At 70.0% G+C, this 24,089-nt stretch carries 21 protein-coding genes; 8 read left to right on the top strand and 13 right to left on the bottom strand.

Annotated features, from left to right (window positions below):
- Nucleotides 1-9: 9 nt before the first annotated feature.
- Entirely contained in the window at nt 10-996 is a 987-nt protein-coding gene (locus tag AMYNI_RS0117705; protein ID WP_020669363.1) for a TAXI family TRAP transporter solute-binding subunit, read from the bottom strand.
- Between the two features lie 10 nt (nt 997-1,006).
- Nucleotides 1,007-3,034 (bottom strand): TRAP transporter permease, encoded by a 2,028-nt coding sequence (locus AMYNI_RS0117700; RefSeq protein ID WP_020669362.1) that lies wholly within the window; start codon nt 3,032-3,034, stop codon nt 1,007-1,009.
- 169 nt (nt 3,035-3,203) lie between these two features.
- Here AMYNI_RS0117700 and AMYNI_RS0117695 point away from each other — a divergent pair, with 169 nt between their 5' ends.
- A complete protein-coding gene (locus tag AMYNI_RS0117695) occupies nt 3,204-4,319 on the top strand; it encodes a glycerophosphodiester phosphodiesterase (RefSeq protein ID WP_020669361.1) in 1,116 nt (371 codons plus the stop codon).
- A 40-nt stretch (nt 4,320-4,359) separates the two neighbouring features.
- Here the strand turns inward: AMYNI_RS0117695 and AMYNI_RS0117690 are convergent, their stop codons facing one another.
- Nucleotides 4,360-5,571: an MFS transporter gene (locus tag AMYNI_RS0117690; protein WP_020669360.1), complete on the bottom strand. Its 1,212-nt coding sequence runs from the start codon at nt 5,569-5,571 to the stop codon at nt 4,360-4,362.
- 208 nt (nt 5,572-5,779) lie between these two features.
- Here AMYNI_RS0117690 and AMYNI_RS0117685 point away from each other — a divergent pair, with 208 nt between their 5' ends.
- The gene (locus AMYNI_RS0117685; RefSeq protein WP_026360585.1) at nt 5,780-7,432 is read left to right on the top strand and encodes a Na+/H+ antiporter; all 1,653 of its coding nucleotides are present in this window, start codon (nt 5,780-5,782) and stop codon (nt 7,430-7,432) included.
- A gap of 17 nt (nt 7,433-7,449) precedes the next feature.
- The gene (locus AMYNI_RS0117680) at nt 7,450-8,031 is read left to right on the top strand and encodes a CGNR zinc finger domain-containing protein (RefSeq protein ID WP_020669358.1); all 582 of its coding nucleotides are present in this window, start codon (nt 7,450-7,452) and stop codon (nt 8,029-8,031) included.
- Here the strand turns inward: AMYNI_RS0117680 and AMYNI_RS44755 are convergent.
- The 5 genes from AMYNI_RS44755 to AMYNI_RS0117655 all read right to left on the bottom strand — a co-directional run bounded on the left by AMYNI_RS44755 (nt 8,019) and on the right by AMYNI_RS0117655 (nt 13,652).
- Complete coding sequence (locus AMYNI_RS44755; protein ID WP_084628399.1) at nt 8,019-8,906, bottom strand: helix-turn-helix domain-containing protein; 888 nt, start codon at nt 8,904-8,906, stop codon at nt 8,019-8,021. The genes AMYNI_RS0117680 and AMYNI_RS44755 overlap by 13 nt on opposite strands.
- Nucleotides 8,907-9,058: 152 nt before the next feature.
- Nucleotides 9,059-11,170, bottom strand: a complete 2,112-nt coding sequence (locus tag AMYNI_RS0117670) for a xanthine dehydrogenase family protein molybdopterin-binding subunit (RefSeq protein ID WP_020669356.1) — start codon at nt 11,168-11,170, stop codon at nt 9,059-9,061.
- Nucleotides 11,167-12,147: an FAD binding domain-containing protein gene (locus tag AMYNI_RS0117665; protein WP_020669355.1), complete on the bottom strand. Its 981-nt coding sequence runs from the start codon at nt 12,145-12,147 to the stop codon at nt 11,167-11,169. The genes AMYNI_RS0117670 and AMYNI_RS0117665 overlap by 4 nt, the downstream gene beginning before the upstream one ends.
- Nucleotides 12,144-12,623 (bottom strand): (2Fe-2S)-binding protein, encoded by a 480-nt coding sequence (locus tag AMYNI_RS0117660; RefSeq protein ID WP_020669354.1) that lies wholly within the window; start codon nt 12,621-12,623, stop codon nt 12,144-12,146. The genes AMYNI_RS0117665 and AMYNI_RS0117660 overlap by 4 nt, the downstream gene beginning before the upstream one ends.
- A 93-nt stretch (nt 12,624-12,716) precedes the next feature.
- Nucleotides 12,717-13,652, bottom strand: coding sequence for a TIGR03564 family F420-dependent LLM class oxidoreductase (locus AMYNI_RS0117655; protein ID WP_020669353.1), 936 nt, complete (start codon nt 13,650-13,652; stop codon nt 12,717-12,719).
- A gap of 123 nt (nt 13,653-13,775) precedes the next feature.
- Between AMYNI_RS0117655 and AMYNI_RS0117650 the strand changes: the two genes are divergently transcribed.
- Nucleotides 13,776-14,273: an OsmC family protein gene (locus AMYNI_RS0117650; protein ID WP_020669352.1), complete on the top strand. Its 498-nt coding sequence runs from the start codon at nt 13,776-13,778 to the stop codon at nt 14,271-14,273.
- A 63-nt stretch (nt 14,274-14,336) separates the two neighbouring features.
- Here the strand turns inward: AMYNI_RS0117650 and AMYNI_RS0117645 are convergent, their stop codons facing one another.
- Nucleotides 14,337-15,623, bottom strand: coding sequence for an adenylosuccinate synthase (locus AMYNI_RS0117645; protein ID WP_020669351.1), 1,287 nt, complete (start codon nt 15,621-15,623; stop codon nt 14,337-14,339).
- A gap of 106 nt (nt 15,624-15,729) precedes the next feature.
- Here AMYNI_RS0117645 and AMYNI_RS0117640 point away from each other — a divergent pair, with 106 nt between their 5' ends.
- Together AMYNI_RS0117640 and AMYNI_RS0117635 are read left to right on the top strand one after the other, a co-directional pair.
- Nucleotides 15,730-16,389 carry a hypothetical protein gene (locus AMYNI_RS0117640; RefSeq protein ID WP_020669350.1) on the top strand — a complete coding sequence of 220 codons (660 nt, stop codon included), beginning with the start codon at nt 15,730-15,732 and terminating at the stop codon, nt 16,387-16,389.
- 146 nt (nt 16,390-16,535) lie between these two features.
- Nucleotides 16,536-17,174: an HNH endonuclease family protein gene (locus tag AMYNI_RS0117635; protein ID WP_026360584.1), complete on the top strand. Its 639-nt coding sequence runs from the start codon at nt 16,536-16,538 to the stop codon at nt 17,172-17,174.
- A gap of 48 nt (nt 17,175-17,222) precedes the next feature.
- Here AMYNI_RS0117635 and AMYNI_RS0117630 read toward each other — a convergent pair whose 3' ends face one another.
- A complete protein-coding gene (locus AMYNI_RS0117630) occupies nt 17,223-17,984 on the bottom strand; it encodes a VOC family protein (RefSeq protein ID WP_026360583.1) in 762 nt (253 codons plus the stop codon).
- 130 nt (nt 17,985-18,114) lie between these two features.
- Between AMYNI_RS0117630 and AMYNI_RS0117625 the strand changes: the two genes are divergently transcribed.
- Complete coding sequence (locus AMYNI_RS0117625; protein WP_245573944.1) at nt 18,115-19,026, top strand: esterase/lipase family protein; 912 nt, start codon at nt 18,115-18,117, stop codon at nt 19,024-19,026.
- Nucleotides 19,027-19,040: 14 nt separating this feature from the next.
- On the opposite strand, the gene AMYNI_RS0117620 is transcribed toward AMYNI_RS0117625, so the two are convergent.
- Nucleotides 19,041-20,939: an FAD/NAD(P)-binding protein gene (locus AMYNI_RS0117620; RefSeq protein WP_020669346.1), complete on the bottom strand. Its 1,899-nt coding sequence runs from the start codon at nt 20,937-20,939 to the stop codon at nt 19,041-19,043.
- 163 nt (nt 20,940-21,102) lie between these two features.
- Between AMYNI_RS0117620 and AMYNI_RS0117615 the strand changes: the two genes are divergently transcribed.
- Nucleotides 21,103-22,326 carry a lipase family protein gene (locus AMYNI_RS0117615; RefSeq protein WP_020669345.1) on the top strand — a complete coding sequence of 408 codons (1,224 nt, stop codon included), beginning with the start codon at nt 21,103-21,105 and terminating at the stop codon, nt 22,324-22,326.
- A gap of 46 nt (nt 22,327-22,372) precedes the next feature.
- Here the strand turns inward: AMYNI_RS0117615 and AMYNI_RS0117610 are convergent, their stop codons facing one another.
- Both AMYNI_RS0117610 and fbaA read right to left on the bottom strand, forming a co-directional pair.
- A complete protein-coding gene (locus AMYNI_RS0117610) occupies nt 22,373-22,786 on the bottom strand; it encodes a DUF3151 domain-containing protein (RefSeq protein WP_020669344.1) in 414 nt (137 codons plus the stop codon).
- 170 nt (nt 22,787-22,956) lie between these two features.
- Entirely contained in the window at nt 22,957-23,988 is a 1,032-nt protein-coding gene (gene fbaA, locus AMYNI_RS0117600; RefSeq protein WP_020669343.1) for a class II fructose-bisphosphate aldolase, read from the bottom strand.
- Nucleotides 23,989-24,089 lie beyond the last annotated feature (101 nt).

The raw sequence follows: 24,089 nt of genomic DNA, 5'->3' as shown, positions 1-24,089 counted from the left end.
CCGTGCGAGTCAGCCGAGCGCTTGCCGGGAGCCGGGATGCAGCGGAACCGGGCCGGTCTGCGCGGCGATATCGCGGCTGATCTCCTTCGCCGACGGGTGCACCTGTTCCAGATCGGCCTTGCGGTCGAAGATCAGCTTGGTCAGCGCGCAGGCGTTGTTCGCCGGGAAGTCCTCGCGCACCAGCAACACGTTCGGCACCACGATGGTCGGCACGTCGGCGGGCTGGCCGTAGGTGGCGGCCGGGATGACGCCCCGGTCGTACACCGGGTTGATCTGCTTCAACGCGTCCAGCTGCGGGGTGATGTCGAGGAACTTCACCTGCGCCTTGAGGGACGTGGTCAGATCGGTGATCTGCGCGGTGGGCAGCCCGCCGGACCAGACCAGGCCGTCGATGGTGCCGGCCTTCATGCCGTCCGCGGTCTTCGCCAGGTCGAGCCGCTGCGCCTGCACGTCGGTCTCCGGGTTCAGACCGGCAGCTTGCAGCAGCCGGTTCGCGATCACTTCGGTACCGGACTTCGGCGAGCCGGTGGACAGCCGCTTGCCGCGCAGGTCGGCGACGCTGTTGATGCCCGCGTCCGCGCGCACCAGCACCTGGGTGGAGTTCGGGTAGATCCTGGCCAGCGCCTGCACCTGCTGCGGCTTGCCGTCGAAGGCGCCCTTGCCGGCCACCGCGTCCGCCGCGGTGTCCGCGAGCGAGAAGGCCACGTCGTAGTCCCCGGCCACCAGCTGCTGCACGTTCTGCACCGACGCGCCGGTCTCGGCCGCGGTCGCCTTCAGCTTGGAGTTGTTGCTGACCACCTGGGCCAGGCCGCCGCCGAGCACGTAGTAAACGCCGCCGCTGTTGCCGGTGGCGATGGTGATCCGGCCGTCCGAGGCTTCGCAGCTGACCTGGCCGCCCGCCGCGGGGTCCTGGGTCTGCTTCCCGCCGCAGCCGGCCGCCACCATGGCGACCGAGGTACTCATGGCTGCCAGCACCAGCCAGTGCTTGACGCGCATCGCCGTCTCCTTAGGTTTCGAGCAGTTGTCTGGACCGGAAAATCAGGTGCAGCGCCACCGCGACCAGGCAGCAGCCGAGGCCGACCATGACCGGCACCGGCTCCAGGTAGAGCAGGCACAACGCGGCCGGCACCAGCAGCACGCGCACTTCGCGGCGCACCTCGCCGAACAGGTAGCCGCCGGTCACCACGCCCAGCGCGGCCACCGCGAGCACGGACACCGCCACCACCCAGAGCACCGTGGTCAGCGGCTTCTGCAGCAGCAACGCGGAACCGTTGTCGGTGAGCACGAAGGCGATCGGCACCAGGAACGCGGGCAGGGTGTACTTCCAGCACTGCCACATGGTCTTGAGCACCGAACCGCCGGTGATCGCGGCCGCCGCCACCGCGGCCAGCGCGGTCGGCGGGGTGACCTCGGAAAGCACCGCGTAGTAGAAGATGAACATCGCGCGTTCCGCGTCCGCGACGCCGAGCCCGGCCAGCGCCGGGCCGATCACCACCCAGGCGATGATGAAGGACGCGGTCACCGGTACCGCCAACCCGAGCACGCCGACCGCGATCGCGCTGAAGAACACGGTCAGCACCAGCACCACGGTGCCGTTGTCGCTGATCGCGCGGGCCGCCTCCACCAGCGCGCTGGCCAACTCCTGACCGAGGCCGGTCTTGGTGATGGTCGAGGTGATGATGCCGGCGGCGGCGCAGACCGCGACCACCGGCAGCGCCCCGCGCACCCCGGTGGACAGCGCGCCGACCATCTCCTTGGCCCACTCCAGCACCGATTCGCGCCGCACCAGCCGCGAGATCAGCGCGAACAGCGCCGCGGTCGCGGTCGCGTAGACCACGGCCGCGAACGGCGGGATGTCCAGCGCCAGGAAGACCACGATGATGATCAGCGACAGGAAGTGATAACCGCCGCGCAGCAACAGTTTCCACGCGTTTTGGGTGCTCGGGTCCACCGATTTCGCACCGAACCGGCGGGCGTCGGCCTCCACCGCGAACACGATGCCGAGGTAGTACAGCAGGGTCGGCACGATGGCCCAGATCAACACGGTCAGGTACGAGGTCTGCAGGTACTCGGCGATGATGAACGCGGCCGCGCCGAGGGTCGGCGGGGACAGGATCGCGCCGATCCCGGACGCGGCGAGCAGGCCGCCCGCGTTCTCCTTCGGGTAGCCCGCGCGGCGCAGGATCGGCCAGGTGATCGAGCCGAGACTGACCGTGGTCGCGGTGCCGGAGCCGGACACCGTGCCGAGCAGGAAGCCGGACAGCACCGTGGTGCGTCCCGGCGCGGTGCGCGAGCGCTTGAAGGCGGCGAAGGAGATGTCGACGAAGAAGCGGCCCGCGCCGGAGGCGTTCAGCACCGCGCCGTAGATGGTGAACAGCACGATGTAGCTGGCCGCCACGTCCAGCGGAGTGCCGTAGAACCCGCTGGCGTCGTTGTAGAGCGCGTTGATGATCTGGCTGAAGTCCACCCCGGCGTGCGCGATGCCCCAGTCCTGCGGCAGGAACCCGCCGTAGTAGGCGTAGGCGAGGAAGGCCACGCAGACGATCGGCAGCACCAGGCCGGTGGTGCGCCGGGTGGCCTCCAGGATCAGCACGAGCAGTAACGCACCGGCCACGATGTCCACACTGGACAGAACGCCCTGTCGGTCCAGGAACGCGTCGTAGCCGGGCGGCAGCACCGGGTACAGGCCGACCACGAGCGACACCGCGGAAAGCGCCCAGTCCAGCCAGCCGGGGTCGTCGCGGCCGTCCGGCGACTTGCGCCCGCGCGGCCGGTAGCAGAGGAAGACCAGCGGCAGCGTGCAGCCGAGGAAGATCACCAGGTAGAACTGGTTGCCCTTGCTGAACGGGAAGAACACCTGCTTGAGCACCAGCAGCGCGGCGGCCAGCGCGACCAGGTAGACGAGCAGGTCCGGGCGCCGGGACAGCCGTCGCGCCGGGCGTTCCTCGTCGTGCTCGGCGGCGATCTCGGCTGCCCGCCGTTCCTCCTCCGCCGGGCCGGGCTCGGCAGCACCCTGTTCAGCCGATTTGATCATCGATCCTCCGGTTCGCGCTGATCGCACGTTACGGTGTCGCCAGTCACAGGCAAAGGGTTGATCTACGAGGCGTTTACCCGTATGTCTCCCAGGATTGGCCGAGCGGACGTGCGAGAAGGTCAGTGTTGCGGCGCTTGCGGTTACCGGATTTTCGAGATGAGGTCGGAAGATGATGCGGAAACGACTCGGCGTGCTCGCCCTGTCCGGACTGGCCGTGCTCGGCGTGGTCGGTCTCGGCACCGGACCGGCCAGCGCGGGTGATGATGCGGTCGCCGCGGGCCGCGGGCACGATGGCCCGGTGATCGTCGGACACCGGGGCGCGCCCGGCTATCGGCCCGAGCACACGCTGGCCTCCTACGAGCTGGCCTACCGCCAGGGCGTGGACTGGGTGGACGTGGACCTGGTGCCGACCAAGGACGGCCAGCTGGTGGCGCGGCACGAGAACGACATCACCGGCACCACGGACGTGGCCAAGCACCCGGAGTTCGCCGGCCGCAAGGCCACGAAGACGATCGACGGTAAGCCGATCACCGGTTGGTTCACCGAGGACTTCACCCTGGCCGAGCTCAAGACGCTGCGCGCGGTCGAGCGGATCCCGGAGCTGAGGCCGAACAACACGATCTACAACGGCCGCTGGCAGATCGCCACCTACCAGGAGGTGCTGGACCTGACCAAGCGGCTCGGCCGCGAGCTGCACCGCACCCTCGGCACCTACCCGGAGGTCAAGCACTCCACCTACTTCGCCTCGATCAAGAACCCGACCGAGCCGAAGCTGGTGGAGATCCTCAACCGCAACGGGCTGAACCGGCGCGGTGCCCCGGTGATCATCCAGTCCTTCGAGGTGAGCAACCTCAAGGAGCTGAACGAGGTGGTCCGGGTGCCGCTGGTGCAGCTGACCGAGGCGTCCGGCGCGCCCGCGGATTTCGTGGCCAAGGGCGACCCGCGTACCTACGCCGACCTGGTGACCCCGGCCGGCCTGCGCGAAATCGCGACCTACGCGGACTACCTTGGCCCGGAGAAGAACCAGATCATCCCGCGTGATGCGGCCGGCAACCTGACCAAGCCGTCCGCACTGGTCCGTGACGCGCACGCGGCCCGGCTCGAGGTGGTGCCCTACACCTTCCGCAACGAGAACAACTTCCTGCCGACGAACCTGCGCTCGGCCGGCGGCCCGGCCGCGTGGGGCGACGTCTTCGCCGAGGAGAAGGCGTTCCTGGACGCGGGCGTGGACGGCTTCTTCGCCGACCAGCCCGACACCGCCCTAGAAGCCCTCCGCGCCCACTGACGTCGTGAGTGAAAAGTGTTGTTCCGGCAACACTTTTCACTCACGACCCGGCGTGGGCAGGCTCGGTGGCCTTGGCGCGGCCGGCGGTGATGGCCACCGCGCCGAGGGCACCGACCACGGCGAACGCGTAGAAGCCCCACGGGTAGGCGATTCCCGCCGTCAGCAGCGCGCCGCCGAGCAGCGGTCCGGAGATCGCGCCGATCCGGCCGACGCCGGCAGCCCAGCCGAGCCCGGTCGCGCGGTTGGCGGCCGGGTAGGTGCGGCCGATGTAGGCGTACACCAGCACCTGCGCGCTGAACACGAAGAAGCCGGCCAGGAACACCGCCACGTACAGCCCGAAGCTGGGCAGCCGCACGCTGAGCAGGCTGAGGAACACCGCGGCCGCGACGAACCAGCCGATGGTGGACCGCCGCACCCCGGCCCGGTCCGCGACGAACCCGGCGACCAGCAGCCCCACCACCGCGCCGACGTTCAGCGTGAGCAGCAGGCTCAACGCGGCACCGAGCGGATAACCGGCCTGGCGCATGATCTCCGGCAGCCAGGTGTTCAGCCCGTAGACCAGCAGCAGGCCCATGAACGAAGCCACCCAGAAAGCGATCGTGGCGCGCAGCCGGCCGCCGCTGAACAGGCCGCTGACCACCTCGCGGCTCGCAGGTGCCTTGGCCCGCTCCTGGAAGCTCAGGGATTCCGGCAGGTACTTCAGCATCAGCGGCACCAGCAGCAGCGCCGGGGCCGCGCCGATGACGAACATCGCCCGCCAGCCGAGGCCGGGGATGACCGCGATGCCAAGCAGCGCGGTGAGCACCGCGCCGACGTGGTAGCCGGTCATGATCGTGGTGGTCGCGCTGCTGCTCTTGCCGCCGCGCGCGTATTCGGTGACCAGCGTGATCGCGGTCGGCAGGCAGCCGCCGAGGCCGAGCCCGGCCAGGAAGCGCAGCAGGCCGAAGACCCAGGCCGACGGGGACAGCGCGCACAGGGCGGTGAACGCCGAGAAGGCGGTGACCGCGAGGATCAGTGCCTTGCGGCGGCCGATCACGTCGGTGACGGTGCCGATCGCGAGCGCGCCGAGCATCATGCCGAGCAGGCCGACCGTGGAGATCGCGGACGCGGTGCCAGGGGTGAGCCCCCAGACGTGGTCGCGCAGCAGCACCGGCAGCACCGTGCCGAGCACCACCAGGTCGAAGCCGTCCAGCAGCACGGCCGCCCAGCACAGCGGCAGTACCCAGTTGCGGGCGGAAGTGTCGGGCGGCATTGGCGGCCTCCGGTCCTCGGAATGTTCGCTTGGCGACCGATGATGCGCAAAGCGAACATCAACGGCCAGCCTCCTTCCATTCACCGGAAGCCTCGATCCCGCCCAACGTGACGTTTGGCTCGTTCTATTGGCCGAACGTCACGTTGGGCCCGTTCCCCGCAGCGTGCGCTGGGCGGCGGATGGGGCGGAGGTGGGCGAAGATCGGCGGGTGGAGATCTTGACGCTGATGGGGGTGCTGGCCGGTTCGCTGGGGCTGACCGCGTTCGCGCGCCGGTGGAACCTGTCCGCCCCGCTGCTGATCGTGCTGGTGGCGCTCGGGGTCTCGTTCATCCCCGGGGTGCCGCCGGTGGAGCTGGACCCCGAGCTGATCCTGACCCTGGTGCTGCCGCCGCTGCTCTACTCCACGTCGCTGGACAGCTCGTTCAGCCAGTTCCGCGCCACCCTGCGGCCGATCATCGCGCTCGGCGTGCTGCTGGTGGTGGTGACCGCGCTGGTGGTCGGGTTCACCGTGCACCTGCTGCTGCCGGACCTGCCGCTGGCCTCCGCGCTGGTGCTCGGCGCGGTGGTGGCGCCGCCGGACGCGGTCACCGCGGTCGCCATCGGACGGCGGCTCGGCCTGCCCCGGCGGCTGATGACCGTGCTGACCGGCGAGTCGCTGGTCAACGACGCCGCCGCGCTGACCCTCTACAAGATCACCCTGGCTGCGGTGCTCGGTACCGCGGGCTCGATCGGACACGGTTTCCTGGTCTTCCTGGTGGCCGCGGTGCTCGGCATCGCGGTCGGGCTGGCCGGCGCGCTGCTGGTCGGCCTGATCCGGCGCAAGCTGGACGACCCGCTGATGGAGTCCACCATCGGCATCATCGTGCCGTTCGCGGTGTACGTGACCGCCGAGCACCTGCACCCGTTCTCCTCGGACTTCAGCGGTTCCGGGGTGCTGGCGGTGGTCGCCGCCGGGCTGTACCTCGGCAACAGATCGCTGCACGCCGGGCCGGCCACCCGGCTGCAGGACTCCTCGGTCTGGGCGTCGATCGACGTGCTGCTGGAGGCGCTGGTCTTCGCGCTGATGGGCTTGCAGCTGCCGTTCGTGCTGGAAAGCGTGCAGAGCAACGCCCGCGACAACGGCACGCTGGTCGTGTGCGCGCTGGTGGTGCTGGTGGTGACGATGGCGGTGCGGATTCCGTACGTCTTCCTGAGCGCGACGCTGCCGCAGGCGGTGCGGCTGTTCGGCCGGGAGCGGGCGGCGCCGTCCTGGCGGTATCTGACGGTGCTGTCCTGGACAGGCATGCGCGGGGTGGTCACGCTCGCCGCGGCCACCGGTGTGCCGCTGGTGACCGCGACCGGCGACCCGTTCCCCGGGCGGGACGAGATCCAGCTCTTCGCGTTCAGCGTGGCGATCGGCACCGTGCTGGTGCAGGGGCTCACGCTGCCCACGCTGATCCGGGTGCTGAAGGTGCGCGACCCCGGTGAAGCGGAACGCGACGAGGCGGAGGAGCTGGAAGCCCGGTCCGCCGCGATGAAGGCCGCGATGGCGAAGCTGGACGAGCTGCTGCCGGAAATGCTGTCCAATTTGGACATCAGCGAGGAACGCGCGGAGAAGCTGTCGGCCAGGCTCAAGGCGCTGGTGGAGACCCGGTACCGGGGCGCGGTGGCGGCGATCTCGCTCAGCGCGGAGGAACGCGAGGCTAGCCCGCACGCGGCGTTCACCAGGGCGCGCAAGGCGCTGCTGATCACCCAGCGGGAGACCGTGCTCGCCGAGCGCGAGGCGGGCCGGGTGGACGACGACGTGGTGCGCAAGGTGCTGCGCGAGCTCGACCTGGAAGAGCTGGCGCTGACGAACGCGCTGACCTCCAGGCTCAGCTAACTGGTTATGCTGGTTACATGACCGCCCGGCAGCTCACCGGCCCTGATGGCGAGCGCTACTCGTTCGACCCGGGTGCCTTCTGCCTGGAACTGCTGCTCACGGGTGATCCGGAGCTGTTGACGGAGGCGGGCGCGCTGGCGGAGTGGCTGGCCGGTTCGCGGCTGGCCCTGTCCGGGCCGCTGGCCGCCGAGGACTTCCGGATCCGGCCCGCCGAACTGGACCGGATCCGGGACTTCCGCGGCAGCATGCGCTCGGCAGCGAACCGGCTGGCGGCGGGCAAACGCCCAAGGTCCGGCGAACTGACGCTGATCAACGACTCCGCGGGCGCCACGCTGCGGCCGCGGCTGGTCCCGAACAGCGGCGCCCGCGGCTGGGCGACCCCGATCACCGGCGTTCAGGTGCTCGGCGCCGCCGCCCGCGACGCGATCGAACTGATCGGCGGCCCCTCGGCCAGCCGGGTACGCCGCTGCGAAGGCGACGGCTGCAAGCTGGTCTTCCTGGACACCTCACGCCCCGGCAACCGCCGCTGGTGCTCCATGCAGCGCTGCGGCAACCGGCACAAGGTCAGCGCCTACCGCACCCGCCATCAGGCGCGCTGAAGTTCTTCGGCAACGTCGGCCCGCCTCTCGTAGTCACTTGCCAGTTCGGCAAGCCAGTGCCTCGACTCCTGCCCACTCAATGCGAGCCTGGGCAGGTAAGAGAGGACCTCTTGATATGCCGACACGTCCGACGGCTCCTCGAAGAACAGACTTGAGTTCAAGAGCGGCACATACGCCACCGGGCCGCTGTCGGCATACCTCATCAGCCTGAAGGCCCCGCCAGGAATGCCACCGACCAAAGCCGGCTCCGGGACCACCCGAATCACGCAGTGGTCTTGCGAGGTTTCGAAGATCAACTTTAGGAGTTGTTCCTGCATCACGCGACTGCCACCGATGACCCCGCGAAAGGCCTGCTCGTGCACGAAGAAGGTGAATCGAACGGGTTCAGACCGACGCAGCAGCTTCTGCCTGTTGATGCGGCGCACGACACACGACTCGATCTTCTCCTTCGGCGTAATACCGAACGCATGAAAGAGCGCGCGTGCGTATTCGCGAGTCTGCAAGATACCGGGAATCAACTGCGGCTCGAAGGCAGCGATGCCTCCAGCCGTGGCTTCCTGGGCGATCAGGGCGCCGAGATCGTCCGGGATCTGGTCGCCGTGGGGGCGAAGGCGGTAGCTGTCGTTGTCCTCCCGCACCAACGCCAGCACACCTTGGATCTCCTCGTTCGGGCAGCCGCAGTGCGCCATGAAGGTGATCACGTCGAACTCGGTGGCGCCGCGCGCGCCGTTCTCCATCCGGGAGATCTTGCTCTCCGAACAACCCATCTTTCGCGCCAACGCGCGCTCCGTCAGCTTCGCGCGCGTACGCACCTCACCAAGCACAGCGCCGATTTCCCGCGATCGCGCGGGGGTCCTTCTTTTCTTTTGGGCCATACCGCCACGCTAGAACCGGGCAGCACCTACACCCCCGAAGCGCGCGACGCATTCACCGGAAGGTATGTCCGCATGACCAACTGGCAAGTAAAGGTCGTGAGTGAAAAGTGTTGCCCCGGCAACACTTTTCACTCACGACACCCCCAGGTGAGTTAAAGCAGGTCTGGAATCTTGATCGGCAGGTTGCGGACGCGCCGGCCGGTGGCGTGGAAGACGGCGTTCGCGACGGCCGCCGAAACACCGACCGCACCAAGCTCGCCGATGCCCTTCGCGCCGATCGCGCTGGCCAGCCGATCCTCATCGTCCACAAAGGACACATCGATCTCGCCGATGTCTGCGTTCACCGGCACCACGTAACCGGCCAGGTTCTTGGACAGGAACCGGCCGAGATCCGGCTCGAACACCGACTCCTCCAGCACCGCCTGGCCGTAGCCCCAGGTGATGCCGCCGATCATCTGGCTGCGCGCGGCCAGCGGGTTCAGGATCCGGCCGGCCCCGTAGGTGCCGACAGCCCGGCTCATCCGGACCAGCCCCAGCTCCGCGTCCACCCGCACCTCGACGAAGATCGAGCCGTAGGTGTGCATCGAATACTCGGCCGAACGTCCCCCGACCAGTGCGCTCGCCTCCGGCGCCCAGCGGCCCTCGGCGGTCAGCTCGTCCAGGCCCGCTTCGGCCATCAGGTCCGCCAGCGGACGGCCGCCACCCGGCTCCGCGCCGAGTTTCGCCAGCACATCCGCCGCGGCCGCCTGCACCGCCGAGCCCAGACCCATGGTCGACATCGAGCCGATGGTGCCGCCGTGCGGCGGCAGACCGGTGTCCCCGTGCGACAGGTCCACGTCGTCCGGGGCACAGCCGAGCACTTCGGCGGCTGCCGCCCGCACCATCGCCGGCAGCCCGGTGCCGATCTCCTGCACGGAACTTTCGATCACCACGTGGCCGTCCGCGTCCACCCGGAGGCGCACCGCGGACGGGCTGCGGAAGGTGTCCATGGACGCCACCGCCATTCCCCAGCCGACCAGGTCGTCCCCATCGCGCAGGGCACCGGTGGCGGCGGGTCGGTCCGCCCAGCCGAAGCGGTCGGCGCCCTCGCGCAGGCATTCGACCAGCTTGCGCGAGGAGAACGGGCGCCCGGTGAGCGGATCCACCTCGGGTTCGTTGCGCAGCCGAAGTTCCACCGGATCCATGCCCAGTCCGTAGGCCAGCTCGTCCATCGCGGACTCCAGCGCGAACATGCCCGGCCCCTCGTGCGGCGCGCGCATCGGGGTCGGCCCCGGCCGGTCCACCCGCTGGATCCGGAACGCGGTCTCGATCGCCGGGCTGCGGTAGAGCCAGGTGCTGGTGTGCGTGGTGGCCTCCGCGTAGTCCACCGCCCTGGCACTGGCGTTGCTGCTGTGATGCCGGATCGCGGTGAGATCACCGTCGGCCGTGGCGCCGAGCGTGACCACCTGCCTGGTGGCCGGCTGGTGCCCGGCCATGGTGAACATCTCCGCCCTGGTCAGCACCAGCTTGACCGGCCGCTCCACCGCCTTCGCGGCGGCCGCGGCCAGCACCACCTGCGGCCACAGATAGCCCTTCGAGCCGAAACCGCCGCCGATGTAGCGGCAATGCACCCGGACCTGTTCCGGGCGCAGGCCGAAGACGACGGCTAGCGCCTGCTGGGTCAGCCCGGCGGCCTGCACCGACGCGTGCACGACCAGTTCCCCGCCCTCCCACCACGCGGTCGTGGCGGCGGGCTCGATCGGGCTGTGGTGCCGGTCCGCGGTGCCGTAGGTCTCCGAGACGACCACGTCCGCGACGGCAAGGCCATCTTCGGGGTCGCCCTTGCGCTCGTCCGGCTCACCGAGCACGTTGCCGCCCACCGGCACCACGTCCTCGGCCTGCCCGAACAACAGCGGGGGCGTGACCTCGGCATAGGTCGCCTCGACCAGACCCGCGGCGTATCGCGCCTGCTCGGCGGTCTGCGCGAGCACGATCGCCACCGCCTGGCCTTCGTGGTGCACGAGGTCGTCCCGCATCGGCAGCACGTGCCCGGCCGGTGGCGCGCTGACCTCGGTGAGCGGCGGCAGGTCCGCCCGGCCCAGCACGCGGACCACCCCGGGTGCCGCGGCCGCCCGCTCGACGTCCAGGCCGGTCAACCTGCCGGTCGGCACGGTGGCGCCGACCAGCGCCGCGACCAGCGCGTCCGGCACCGGCTGGTCCGCGGTGTACCGCGCGGCGCCGGTGAGCTTGGCCGGCCCGTCCGGCCTCCGCAGTCCGGCGTTCATGCCGTCGCTCCAGCGTCCCGCAGCGCGCGGACCGCAGCCCGCTGCGCCAGCACCACCTTGTACTCGTTGCCGGACAAGGGTTTCGCCTCGGTGAAAGATTCGGCGACGGCGGCCCTGAGGCCCTTCACGTCATCGAGCGCGATACCGGGCAGCGCGGCTTCCGCCTCGTACAGCCGCCACGGCCGGTGCGCGACCCCGCCGAGCGCCACCTTCGCCGAGGTGAGCACGCCCCCTTCGACCTCGACCACGGCGGCCGCGGAGACCACCGCGAACTCGTAGGACACCCGCTCCCGCACCTTCAGGTAATGCGAGGCCCTTGCCGTGGCGGGCAGCCGGATCGCGGTGATCAGCTCGTCCGGGGCCAGTTCGTTGTGCCTGGCGGGTTCCTCGCCGGGCAGCCGGTGGAACTCCGCCGCCGGAATCCGCCGCTCGCCGTTCTCACCACGCACCAAGACCTCCGCGTCCAGCGCGGACAGCGCCACCGCGAGATCGGACGGGTGGGTGGCGACGCACTCGTCACTCCAGCCGAAGATCGCGTGCGACCCGTTTTCGCCGTGCCTGGCCGAGCAGCCGGAACCGGGCGCGCGTTTGTTGCAGGGCAGCGCGGTGTCCGCGCGGAAGTACGGGCAGCGGGTGCGCTGCATCAGGTTGCCGCCGAGGGTGGCCATGTTCCTCAGCTGCGGCGAAGCGGCCTTCAGCAAGGACTGGGTGAAAACCGGATAGTCACGCTGAAGGTGCGGATCGGCGGCGGCGTCACTCATCCGGACCAGTGCGCCCAGGGTCAGCCCGTCCGGTCCGTGCTCGATGCCGGCCAGGTCAAGGCCGGTGATGTCGACCAGGCCGGAAGGCGACTCGATGCCCTCCTTGAGCCAGTTGACCAGCTCTGTCCCGCCCGCGAGCAGCTGCGTGCCCGGCTCGCGCAGCGCCGCCAGTGCGTCTTCGAGCGCGTTCGCGCGCCGGTAGCTAAATGTCCTCATTGGACACTCCCGGCGGCCTTCGCGACGGCCGCGGCGATCTGCGGGTACGCAGCGCAGCGGCAGATGTTGCCGCTCATCCACTCCCGGATCTCCGCGGTCGAACCGGCGTGCCCCTCGGCGATGCAGGCGGTCGCCGACATGAGCTGGCCAGGCGTGCAGAACCCGCACTGGAAGGCGTCTTCGGCGAGGAACGCCTGCTGCACCGGGCTCAGCTCACCGTCATCGGCGAGCCCTTCCACGGTGGTCACCTCGGCGCCGCCGACGGCGATCGCGAGGGTCAGGCAGGAAAGCACGCGGCGGCCGTCGACCAGGACCGTGCAGGCGCCGCATTCACCCCGGTCGCAGCCCTTCTTGGTGCCGGTCAGGCCGAGGCCGTCACGCAGGGCGTCGGCCAGGGTGGTCCGCGGATCGAGTGCCAGTTCCGATTCGGTGCCGTTGACGGTGAAGGTGGTGGTGTGCTCGCCATCGGGGGACAAGGGCTGGTACTCCTCGTGGCAGGTTTCCCGGGAAATCCGACGCTAGCGGGCGATCGAAAGCCACGGCAAACCATTAACCTCTGGGCGAACGAACTAACTTCGCGCGAGGGCGCCGCCCAGCCGCCAGGTCCTGACCCGATCGGCGGAACCGGTCAGCGCGGTCTCGGTGAGCACGATTTCGGTCGCCCCGGCGTCGAAGTAGCGCTTCAGCTCCTTCGCCACGGTTTCCTCGTCACCGACCACCACCAGCTCGGCCGCCTTCTGCACCCCTTCCCACTCGAGAACCCGCTGGTAGGAGGGAATCGTGTCGTACAAGGCGGTCTGCTCCGCGGCAAGTTCCCGCGCCCTGGGAACGTCCGCGGTGACCACCACGGGCACCGCCGCCACGATCCGCGGCGCGCGGCGTCCCGCCTTCTCCGCCGCGGCCACGATCTCCGGCACGATGTACTCGCCCAGCGCACGCGGACCGGCCAGGTACGGCAGCGTGCCGTCGGCCAGCTCGCCGGTCACCCGCAGCGCCTGCGGGCCCATCGCGGCCACCACCACCGGGATCTCCGGCTCCGCACCGGGCACCGCGGTCGGCCACGACGGGCGAGAAGCGACCGTCTCGCCCTCGAAGAAGGTGTTCTGGCCGGCGAGCAGGGGTTCCAATGCGGCCAGGTACTCGCGCAGGTGCTTGATCGGCGGCGGGTACGGCACGCCGTAAGCCGGTTCCAGCAGGTTCTTCGCGCCGAGCCCGACGCCGAGGGTGAACCGCCCGCCGGTCGCGGCCTGCGCCGTTTTCGCCAGACCGGACAACAGGATCGGGTGCCGCGGGTAGATCGGCACCACCGAGGTGCCGACCGCGATCCCCGGCACCGCCCTACCGGCCAGGGCGGCGATCGTGATCGCGTCCGTCGCGAACTGCTGGGAGAACCAGGCCGAGCCGAGCCCGGCGTCGGCGGCCTCCCTGGTCAGCTCGATCAGGTGCTCGACGTGGTTGGCGGGGGCTTCGGTCAGGCCGGCCGGCAGCGCTACTCCGATGGTCATATTCCGCACAACTCGCTGCCAGTAGCCGGCAATTCCCCTTCCAGGATATGGGAGACGGCGACGTTTCCGAGCCGATGCCGCACCCTCGGCGTTGCACCGCAACCAATATCCAGGGAGTTCGTCATGTCGCTCGCCGCAGTGATCGAAGGAACCCGCGAAGCCGTGCGGGCCGACGCGGCCAACGCCGCCGCGCGGTTCAGCGTCGGCCACACGCTCGTGCCCGGCACCGCGACCACGGTGGACGTGCGGGTGCGCGACCACACCTTCGCGGTGGACGAGCCGGCCACCCTCGGCGGCGCGGACACCGCGGCGAACCCGGTGGAGTACGCACTGGCCGCGCTCGGCTCGTGCCAGGTGATCACGTACCAGTTCTGGGCGGCGAAGCTCGGCGTGCCGCTGGACTCGGTGCGCGTCACCGTGGACGGCGATCTCGACCTGCACGGCTTTTTCGGCTTCACCGAAGGCACCCGGCCCGGCTTCAACGATGTGCGCGTGCACGTCGAGCTGACCGGCCCCGCGTCACCGGAGACCTACGCCGACCTCAAGCGCCAGGTCGACGAGCACTGCCCGGTCCTCGACCTCTTCGCCAACCCCACCCCCGTCACCACCACTCTCGCCTAATCGTCCGTGAAGGTGCCCTTGCCTACCTTGAAGGTAGGGAAGGGCACCTTCACGGACTAAGGCTTAGAGGAACTGGTGGCGGACGATGGTTTGTTCGCGGCCGGGGCCGACGCCGATGGCGGAGATGCGGGCGCCGGAAAGCTCTTCGAGGCGCTCGACGTAGGCGCGGGCGTTGGCGGGCAGCTCCTCGAAGGTGCGGCAGCCGGAGATGTCCTCGAACCAGCCGGGCAGCTCTTCGTAGATCGGCACCGCGTGGTGCACGTCGGTCTGCGTCATCGGCATGTCCTCGGTGCGGAAGCCGTCCACCTCGTAGCCGACGCAGACCGGCACCTTCTCCAGGCTGGACAGCACATCCAGCTTGGTCAGGAAGTAGTCGGTGATCCCGTTGACGCGCACCGCGTAGCGCGCGATCACCGCGTCGAACCAGCCGGTGCGCCGGTTGCGGCCGGTGTTCACGCCGATCTCGCCGCCGGTCTTGCGCAGGTACTCGCCCATGTCGTCGTCCAGCTCGGTCGGGAACGGGCCCGAGCCGACGCGGGTGGTGTACGCCTTCAGGATGCCGAGCACGGTGGTGATCCGGCCCGGCCCGATGCCGGAACCCGCGCTCGCCCCGCCCGAGGTCGGGTTGGAGGAGGTGACGAACGGGTAGGTGCCGTGGTCCACGTCCAGCAGGGTGCCCTGCGAACCCTCCAGCAGCACGATTTCGCCGCGCTCCAGCGCCTTGTTGAGCTGCAGCCGGGTGTCCGCGATCCGGTGCGCGAACTGCTCGCCCTGGGCGAGCACGGTGTCCGCGACCTCTTCCGGGTCCAGCGCCTTGCGGTTGTAGACCTTGACCAGCACCTGGTTCTTGAAGTCCAGCGCGGCCTCGACCTTCTGCCGGAAGATCTTCTCGTCCAGCAGGTCCTGCGCCCGCACGCCGACGCGCGCGATCTTGTCCTGGTAGGCGGGCCCGATCCCGCGACCGGTGGTGCCGATCTTCTTCGCGCCGAGGTAGCGCTCGGTGACCTTATCGATGGCCACGTGGTACGGCATGATCAAATGCGCGTCGGCGGAGATCAGCAGGCGCGAGGTATCGACGTGGCGCTCCTCCAGGCCGGTCAGCTCGTCGATCAGCGCGCCGGGGTCGACCACGACACCGTTGCCGATGACGTTGGTCACCTCGGGCGTGAGAATGCCGGAGGGGATCAGCTTGAGGGCGAAGTCCTGGCCATCGGGAAGCACCACGGTGTGACCCGCGTTGTTACCTCCCTGATAGCGGACGACCCACTGGACACGGTCGCCGAGCAGGTCGGTGGCCTTGCCCTTGCCTTCGTCGCCCCATTGGGCACCGATGAGCACGATGGCCGGCATGTGAAACTCCAGGATGTTCGGCGACAGGTCGGATGCGGGTGTCCCGAGGGGACACACGGGTGGCGCTGGTCAATGCCGGTGCATGAGCGTAACGGAGGATGAAGCGGTGCGTGGACTGGTGCTGGCTTGCGGGCGGGGCGCGCCGGAAATTCCGGCCGTGACCGGACTCGAGGTGGTGCCCGTTCCAGAGCGTCCCGGCAAGGCGGATGTGGACCCCGTACTGGGGGAACACGACCGGGTGATCGTCGCGGGCACGGACGCCGACCTCGCCGCGGTAGTCGTGCGATTACTCCGCAAGGACCGCCTCGCCGCGGTCACCGTCGGGTTCGTGCCGGCCGGACCGGAGTCCGCGGTGGCGTCGCTCTGGCAGCTGCCGGTCGATCCGCGTCGCGCGCTGGCGCTGGCCGTCGAAGGTGAGGTCGATCCGGTGCCGCTGATCCGTGACGACTCCGGCGGGGTGCTCCTCGGCCGCGGTTCGGTCGGCCCGGTCCGCGGGGTCGCGTACTGCGACGACGAAGTCGCGCTGCGCGGGGCGGCGCGGTCGATCGTGGTCGAGCCGGACGACGCGGGCGGGCCAGGGCTGGTCGCGCGGGTGACCAAGGGGCTGCTGTTCAAACGGCCGGTGACGGTGGCAGGGCGGGCGTTCCAGCTCGGCTGCGTGCCCGCCGTGCCCACCCTGGACGGGGTCGCGCACCCGCGCGCGGTGAACCGCTGGACCTGGTACCGGCACACCGAAGACCTCCGCCTCATCCGCGGCCTGCTCTAGACCCCAGCGGGCAAAAAGCCGGCTATTTGCCCTGCTGTGACACAGCGTTAACTAATAGTCGGCAACGTGTCACTCGCAGGTGTTGATTTCGCCACTTCCGTGAGCAAGGGTTGACAGGTCCCCACACCCGACGCGGAGGCAGCAAAATGCCAACGTCTCGCACACTTCGTAATTCTTTCACGGCCGTTGTCGCTTCCGCGGTCTTCACTGTCGGCCTTGCCGGCACCGCCGCGGCCGAGCCGCCCAACATTCCGTCCGGTGACGCCGCAAAGTCGATGCTGGCCTCGCTCAAGGTGCAGCCGGACGGCTCCCAGGACGGCTACTCGCGGGACAAGTTCCCGCACTGGATCGACCAGGGCGACAGCTGCAACACCCGCGAGGTCGTGCTCAAGCGCGACGGCACGAACGTGCAGACCGGCTCCGACTGCGCACCCACCTCGGGCAGCTGGTTCAGCCCCTACGACGACGCCACCTGGACCGCGCCCGGCGACGTGGACATCGACCACGTGGTGCCGCTGGCCGCCGCCTGGCGGACCGGGGCCTCGTCCTGGACCACCGCGCAGCGCCAGTCCTACGCCAACGACCTGTCCGACCCGCAGCTGATCGCGGTGACCGACAACGTCAACCAGGAGAAGGGCGACAAGTCGCCGGACCAGTGGAAGCCGCCGACGGTCGGCTACTGGTGCACCTACGCCAGCATGTGGACCGCGGTGAAGTCCAAGTACAAGCTCACCATCAGCTCCGCGGAGAAGACCGCGCTGACCGACATGCTCGGCCGCTGCTGACAGCAGCCGCTACTGGGGCGGCGGGCCGGGCGAAGGCGCCCGGCCCGTTCACGCCGGCGGCCTGGTGATCACCGAGAACTCCGCGCCGAACGGGTCGGTGATGGTCGCGATCCGGCCGTACAGCATGTCTTCGACGGCACCGGCCGTGCCGCCCGCCTCGACGGCACGGCGCACCACGTCGTCGGTGTCGGCCACCTCGAAGGTGGTGTTCCACGCGGACTCCGGCGCCTCCGGCAGTCCGAAGATCCCGGCCACCTCGTGCCCGTCCGTCCGGCGCAGGAAGGTGAAGTCGAACTCCGGGACGTCCTCGTTGCGGTCCAGGCTGAAGCCGAAGACCGCGGCGTAGAACTCCCTCGCCGGCCCGGCATCCGCGGTGACCAGGTCGTTGCGGACCAGCGTGCCCGGCTCGTTGACCAGCTCCACCCCGAGCCGCGCCCGACCCTGCCACAGCGCGAACCGCGCACCGACCGGGTCGCGCACGAGCGCCATCCGGCCCTTGTCCAGCACGTCCATCGGCGCGAGCGGCACGGTGCCGCCCGCCTCGGTGACCCGCGCGGCAGCCGCGTCGCAGTCGTCCGTCGCGAGGTAGACGCTCCACGAGTGCTTCTCCGCCGCCGGATTCGGCGACAGCGCCGCGACCGCGCGGTCGCGCAGCAGGCAGATCGTGTAGCCGCCGGCCGCTTCCGGGCCCACCTCGAAGTCCCAGCCGAACAGCGCGCCGTAGAAGTCCATCGCCCGGTCCAGGTCCGGCACTTCCAGGTCGATCCAGGTCGGGGTGCCCTCCGGCTGATTCTTCGTCACAAGACTCATGTCGGGAAAGCTAGTCACCCGCACCGACAATTTTGCGCATCCCTCGATCCGCTCACGCGTTAGAACAGGCGGGTGACGCGGGTCACCCTGGACCACAGAGAGGTGGGACGGGACGGGCGTGCGGAAATTCGTGCGGTCACTGGCTCTGGTCACGGCGACCGCGGGACTGGTCATCGGTACCGGGACGGCCGAAGCCGGGGCGAAGGAACCGACCGGGCCCGTGCAGCCCAACATCATCGCGGCCGCGCTGTACTCGCTGAGCGACCCGACCCTCGCGCCGCCGGGCGCGAACGACTGGAGCTGCAAGCCCAGCGCGAAGCACCCGAACCCGGTGCTGCTTTCCAACGGCACCACCGCGAACGCGTACGAGAACTGGGCTGGCCTGTCGAAACGGCTGGCCGACGCCGGGTACTGCGTGTTCGCCGGCAACTTCGGCGGCTCACCGGGCAGTTTCCTGCAGACCGTCGGACCGGTGGCCGGCACGGCCGGGCAGCTGGCGACCTTCGGCGAGAAGATCCTGAAAGCGACCGGCGCCACGAAGCTGGACGTGGTCGGGCATTCGCAGGGCGGGATGAACATCCGCTACTGGATCAAGTACCTCGGCGGGGCGGACAAGATCGGCAAGCTGGTCGGGCTTTCCCCGTCGAACTACGGCACCGACCTGTTCGGCCTGCTCACCGCGGTGAACGCGATCCCGCCGGTGCGGGACCTGCTGGGCGGGGTCTGCCCGGCCTGCAACGAGCAGGAGAAGCACTCGGCGTTCCTGAAGGACCTGAACGAGGGCGGCGACACCGTGCCGGGCGTGGACTACACGGTGATCCAGACCCGGTACGACGAGGTGGTCACGCCTTACACCAACGCGTTCCTGAAGCCGGCGCCGAACGTCAAGAACATCCTGCTGCAGGACGTCTGCGGCCTGGACTTCACCGACCACCTCGGCATTCCCTACGACCCGATCACCGGCCGCCTGGTGCTCAACGCGCTCGACCCCGCGAACGCGCGGACCCCGGTCTGCCAGTTCGTCCCGCCCGTGCTCAGCTAAGGGCAAATAGCCGGCTATTTGCCGGGGAGGATCGCGAGGAGCTGCCTGGCGACGGCGTCGTTTTGGCGGAACGGAAGCGCGTTCATCCGAGGGCGGGTGAACGCGCCGGCGGAACGGGCGCTGGTGTGCGGGCCGAGGGCGAACCGGCGCGGATGCGGGACGCCGTCGCCGTCGAGCAGCCGGGAGTCACCGACCCTGGTGTGGATCCGGCCGGACGGCAGCCTGGTGCCCGAAGCCGCGTCCAGCACGGTCTCCTCGGCCAGTTCTCCGCTGTCCCGCAGTGCACGCAGCAGCGGGTCCGAAGCAAGCCGCACGCTCGGGTGCGGCAGGCGCGCCTCGATCAACGCGCGGGCTTGGACGGTGCCGGGGAAACTCTCGCCGCTGGCGACGAAAACGCCCCGCTCGTCGTCCGCGGTCACCCGCATCCCGGCGCCGAGGAAGGAGACCACCCCGGCCTGCTGCAGGGCGAGCAGCTCCTCCAGCCGGCGCGGCGGCGGGCCGCTGGCGAAGTAGCTGAAGAAGCCGTGCCACCAACCGTCCAAATCGGACACTTGCGAGTCGGCGTCCAGCCGCCCGGTGGCGACCAGCGCGGGCAGCTGGCCGACCACCGACAGCAAAGCCATGAAAGCACCGAGATCCGCGCTGTACGAGCTGTCCGCGCGGCGGGCGAGGTCGGCCTCGATGTACTCGCGCAGGTGCTTGCCGAACTCCTCCGCGGTGCCGAAGCGCAGGCCCTCCAACGGCCGGTCCAGCAGGCGCAGGTCGAGCCGGTCCTGCTCGGCCGGCACCGCGCGGCGCACCAGGTCGAGCATTTCCGGGCTGTCCCAGCGGGTGTCCGCGAAGGCGTCGGCGAACACCGCGAAATCCAGCCGGACCCGGTCCGGATGGCCGGTGAACAGCTCGCTGTAGTAACCCCAGGCGATCTCCTTGGCGATCCGCGGCCAGACGTCGGCGAAGAAGTCCAGCGGGCCCGGCGCCGCGGCCAGCTCGGCGATCGCGCGCTCGTCGAAGAACCTGGGCAGCCGCAACGGTTTCCCGCGCAGCCGGTAGCCGGTCTTGGCGTGGTAGGGCACGCCGCGCCGGGAACCGATGTGCAGCACCGGCTCCGCACCGCTGGGCCGGTACCGCAGCCCGCCGCAGGGCTGCTCGGTGAACCGGCCGCCGCGACCCTCGGTGAGCACCAGCATCAGGTCCACGAACGCCAGCCCGAACCCGCGCACCAGCACGTCCTCACCGGGAGCCACCGCGGAATAGTCCACGTCGGCGGTGTAGCCGGCCGGGTAGTAGCCGAGCCCGTGCCGCTCGGCGAAAGCCACCAGCCCGGCGGAAGACTCGTCCGGTTCGGCGTCCAGGTGACCGACGGTGAGCAGCACCGCGTCCGCCCGCACCGGCTCCGGCTCGCCGTCCAGCCACACCTCCTGCCGGTCGCCGGTCGCGGTGAGCCGGACCGCCTTCGCGCGGTGCTCCCGCACCTCGATCCCCGGCGGGAGCCCGGCCAGCACGTGCCGGTACACCCAGGTCAGGTACTCGCTCTGCAGCCGCCGGGTGGGGAACGAGGTCGAGGACAGCCCGGCCAGCTCCGCGCGCAGGTCCGGGGCGACTTCGACGTCCAGTCCGCCGTCACGCACCTGCCGTGCCCACTCGGCCAGCGACGGGCCGGGGCGGACCGGGCCGTCGATGCGGACCGTCTCGTCGGTGAACATGGTGACGTCCTCCGGCATCGAGTTCATCCGCAGCAGCGGTGACTGCCGGTAGCGCCATACCCGGCCCGGCCCCGGCGGGAACGGGTCGATCAGGTGCACCACCAGCGGGCGGTCCCCGAGCAGCTCCGCGGCGTTGGCGGAGATCCGTTCCAGCACGCAGATTCCCCGCGGGCCCGCGCCCACGATCGCGAGCGCGGCCGGTGACGTCATGATTCCGAAGCTACGGCCGGCGGCCGCCGGAACCGAGCCCGTCCAGCAGGTGAGAAGCCTTATCTCCACAATGGACACCCGATCGCCCGCTTGACAGGGGGTGCCGCCTCCCCGATCGTCTTTCCCACCCCGACCGCGCAGAACGCTCAGCGAGGAGCGAGAAATGCTCATCCACTTCCGCCGTCTGGTGGCCGCCGGGCTCACTGGTGCGCTGGTCTTCGCCCTGCTGACGGCCGGATCGTCCCCGGCCGCCGCGGCATCCTTCTACGATCCGCCGTCCCCGCTGCCCGCGGGCCGCGACGGAGACATCATCAAGCACGAGCCCGCCGAATTCTTCATCGATCCGGTGAAACTGATCCGCGTCGACGCCGACGTGCAGCGGATCATGTACCTGAGCCGGGACACCCACGACCGGCGGATCGCGGTCACCGGCCTGGTGCTCACGCCGAAGGGCGCGTGGACCGGCAAGGGCGAGCGCCCGCTGGTCGGCTACGCAGTCGGCACCCAGGGCATGCGCGACGACTGCGCGCCGTCCCGCGCGCTGGCCGCCGGCGCCGAGTACGAGGGTCCGTCCATCGCCGCCCTGCTGCTGCGCGGCTACGGCGTGGTGGTCACCGACTACGAAGGTCTAGGCACACCGGGCGACCACACCTACGTGAACCGGGCCGCCGAGGGACACGCGGTGCTGGACTCGCTTCGGGCCGCCCAGCGCCTGCCCGAAGCGAACCTGCCCGGCGATGGCCCGGTGGGGATCGCCGGCTACTCCCAGGGCGGCGGCGCCTCGGCTGCCGCGGCCGAGCTGCAGCCGGAGTACGCGCCGGAACTGGACCTCAAGGGCGCCTACGCGGGCGCGCCACCGGCCGAGCTCGGCGCGGTGGCCAAGCAGCTGGACGGGCACTACGCGGTGGCGTTCCTCGGTTTCGCGCTGGTCAGCATGAACACCGCGTACCCGGAGCTGGACATTCCGGCGCTGCTCAACGACAAGGGCAAGAAGCTGTACGAGCAGGTGCGCCACGAGTGCCTGCTGGACGGCATCGCCAACCACGCCTTCACCCGGTCCGCGGACCTGACCGCAGACGGCCGCCCGCTCGCCGACTACCTCGACGAGGAACCGTACAAGTCGCGGGTCGCCGAGCAGCGGATCGGCCTGCGCAAGCCGGGCGTGCCGACCCTGGTGGTGCACAGCGCGCTGGACGACATCGTGCCGTACCCGCAGGGCCGGGAAATGGCGCGGGACTGGTGCGGCCTCGGCGCGAAGGTGCAGTTCAGCACGTCACTGGCACCGACCCACGTCGGCGGCGCCATCGGCGCGTACCCGGAGGGCTTGACCTGGCTCGGCGACCGGTTCGAAGGCAAGGCCCCGCCGGTCAACTGCGGAACGTTCTGATCCCGCCGGGCGTACCCGGAAGCTCCGGGTGCGCCCGGCGGGGCGCTCAGGAAAGCCCGGCGGCCGACGCGGCGGCCGGGTCCGAGTCGTCGAGCAGCTGCTTGCAGCGGTGGTACTCGTCGGTCTCGCCGATGGTGCGCGCGGCCTGGGCCAGCACGGCGACCGCGCGCAGGAAGCCCTGGTTCGGCCGGTGGCTCCACGGCACCGGGCCGAAACCCTTCCACCCGTTGCGGCGCAACTGGTCCAAACCCCGGTGGTAACCGGTGCGGGCGTAGGCGTACGCGGCGACCGTTTCACCGGACGCCAGCGCGGCCTCACCCAGCGCGGCCCACGCCTCGCTGAAATACGGGTGCTCGGCGGCGACTTCGGCCGGGTCGGTACCGGCGTCCAGCGCGGCCTGTGCGGCGGTGTGCTCGGGCAGCCTGGTCGGCTCGGGGCCGAGAAGATTGGCGTGCGTCATGAAGCCAATCTAGCCGTCCGGTCAGAGGAACAGGCTGCCCAGTACCCCGCCGCCGGCGAGCAGCAGAGCGGCGATCAGGACCGCGGCGACAACACGTTTCGACATCATCGCCGGACACGATGCCCGGCGATCGCCGCTCTGCGCAAACTCACCACCCCGACGGGTGAAACTCAGGAGATCTTCTGGCCCGCGGACTTGAGCGACTGGGCGGCCTCGACCACGCGGTCGGCCATCGCGGCCTCGGCGACCTTGAGGTAGCTGCGCGGGTCGTACACCTTCTTGTTGCCGACCTCGCCGTCGATCTTGAGCACCCCGTCGTAGTTCTTGAAGAAGTGCTCCGCGATCGGCCGGGTGAAGGCGTACTGGGTGTCGGTGTCCACGTTCATCTTGACCACGCCGTAGGACACCGCGGCCTGGATGTCCTCCAGCGCCGAGCCGGAACCGCCGTGGAACACCAGCTCGAACGGCTTCGAACCCTCGGCGAGCCCGAGCTTCTGCGCGGCCACCCGCTGCCCGCCCTTGAGCACGTCCGGGCGCAGCTGGACGTTGCCCGGCTTGTAGACGCCGTGCACGTTGCCGAAGGTCGCGGCCAGCAGGTAGCGGCCCTTCTCGCCGGCGCCGAGGGTCTCCACGGTCCGGACGAAGTCACCTTCGGCGGTGTACAGCTTGTCGTTGATGTCGTTGGCGACGCCGTCCTCTTCGCCGCCGACCACGCCGATCTCCACCTCGAGGATGATCTTGGCCGCGGCCGTCTTCGCCAGCAGCTCGGCCGCGATCTCCAGGTTCTCCTCGAGGTCGATCGCGGAGCCGTCCCACATGTGCGACTGGAACAGCGGGTTCAGGCCGCGGTTCACCCGCTCCTGGGAGATCTCGATCAGCGGGCGGACGAAGCCGTCCAGCTTGTCCTTCGGGCAGTGGTCGGTGTGCAGCGCGATGTTCACCGGGTACCGCTCGGCGACCACGTGCGCGAACTCGGCCAGCGCGGTCGAGCCGACCACCATGTCCTTGACCTTGGTGCCGGAAGCGAACTCCGAACCGCCGGTGGAGAACTGGATGATGCCGTCGCTCTCCGCCTCGGCGAACCCGCGCAGGGCGGCGTTCAGGGTTTCCGACGAAGTCACGTTGATGGCCGGGTAGGCGAACTCGTTCGCCTTGGCCCGGTCGAGCATCTCCGCGTAGACCTCGGGGGTGGCGATGGGCATCGTTGGTCCTCCTCGAGAAGTTTCCCTGTTCGGCCGCATCGTACGAGGTCCGCACCCCCTCGCACTATGTCCCCGTCCCCACCCTTGCACCGCGAACGCAG

Origin of the sequence: Amycolatopsis nigrescens CSC17Ta-90 (genome assembly GCF_000384315.1) — a bacterium.
Lineage (GTDB): Bacteria > Actinomycetota > Actinomycetes > Mycobacteriales > Pseudonocardiaceae > Amycolatopsis > Amycolatopsis nigrescens.
The sequence above is the reverse complement of the archived record's forward strand: the minus strand, read 5'-3'. Positions and strand labels throughout refer to the sequence as shown.